This is a genomic window from Acidisphaera rubrifaciens HS-AP3 (genome assembly GCF_000964365.1).
GTDB lineage: Bacteria > Pseudomonadota > Alphaproteobacteria > Acetobacterales > Acetobacteraceae > Acidisphaera > Acidisphaera rubrifaciens.
The window spans coordinates 1-1358 of sequence record NZ_BANB01000501.1 but is presented as its reverse complement, the minus strand read 5'-3'; the positions used below and the strand labels follow the sequence as shown (position 1 = coordinate 1358).

The 1358-nt window shown below is 69.1% G+C and carries 1 protein-coding gene; it reads right to left on the bottom strand.

The features are described from left to right. On the bottom strand, positions 1-400 hold a 400-nt coding region (locus tag B8460_RS13760; protein ID WP_148360607.1), incomplete at its 3' end, for an Arm DNA-binding domain-containing protein. Between the last annotated feature and the right edge of the window lie 958 nt (positions 401-1358).

Here is a 1358-nt window from a genome sequence, read left to right as displayed (position 1 = left end):
TCAGCGTCGATGTCCACTGCGCGGCGTGCTTGGCATTGTGCCAGCCGTCACGGTGAGAGGCGACGTAGCTCTCGGCGCAAGCCGCAAAGGTCGGTGCCGTTGCCCGACGTTGCCTGCGCTCGCTGCGGCGCGCTTCGATGGGGTCGATGCCCTGGTGGAGCATGACCCGGCAGGAGATCGCCTCGCGTCGTGCATCGGCCAGCGACACGAGTTGCGCGCTTCCTAGCCCCATCTCGCGGGCGCGGCCATGCCGGGTGAAGCGGAATATCCAGGAGCGCGAGCCGGCCGGCGTGACCTGCAGATACAGGCCGCCGCCGTCGCCATGGTAGCCGGGCTTCGATACCGTCGCGACCGCACGGGCTGTCAGCTTGCAGTATGTCCGCCCAACTCCGATACCCACAACCCTACCCCCAGGAGTGGAGCGGATTGTGCTGGATCGGGCTGGACGTGTCTAGAAGCAAGGCGCTGAAATTCTCAGCTTTGCCAGATACCTAGCAGACATATCCGGAAGTGGCTGGACGCCCTTTGGGCGGACACCCTCTCCGCCAGTCCCAGCCCCACGGCCGATGCGCCGCCGATGCGTCTCGCGGCCCGGCAGTGGTCGGGCCCGCTCGGCGCCGGGCGGTGGCGGCTCAGCGTGCAGAGCGTGCGACCTTGAGCGGAAGGTCAGGTCTCACCCAGTCATGCGTCACCTTCGGCGTTATCCGCCCGCGCTCGCCGCGTGCGATTCTGGCAAGCCTGTCGCGTCAGCGGCGATCGCTTCGCAAGCAAAAGTCTCTTCGTGTGGGCTCGGCAACCCAAAGACAGTGCCGGTTGCTTGCGGCGCTCCCGGCCATCGGGGGCGCCGCGACGCTTTTCGGATAGTGTGGACATCCGACGTCAGACGTGAACTGGCCGTTTCGACGGGCTGCCAATCCCGAGCAGTGTGCGACGGCGCAAACGTGGGGATGCTCACGATCGGTCGCAGCCCGGTCCATCCCGACCGGCCGCACCCGGAAGCAGCGACCGTCCACGCCGAAACTGATCCCGCGCAACGCGGTCGCGATCCCGCCGCTATAATGATTGCACCGCGCTACGTCGCCCAGTTCTGCGAAGCGATGCACCCCATCGCCGGTGTCGGCCCTACCCCGAGCCCGACCCCCCTCGCAGCCGCGGCCAAGACCGGGGACGCGCCGACCCGGTCCCGCGCCTCCCACGCGGGCGCAGGCGCCTTTCTCCAGAACCCGGGGCTCCTTTGTCGTGCCCCCGCCGCGCTAAGCTCCGGCCCCAGGCTCGGGAAAGGACCAACCATGCACCCCGCCATGACGCCGGCCGCCCGCGGGGCAGGGGCGATCGCCGCCCCGTGTCCGCCGCCCGCC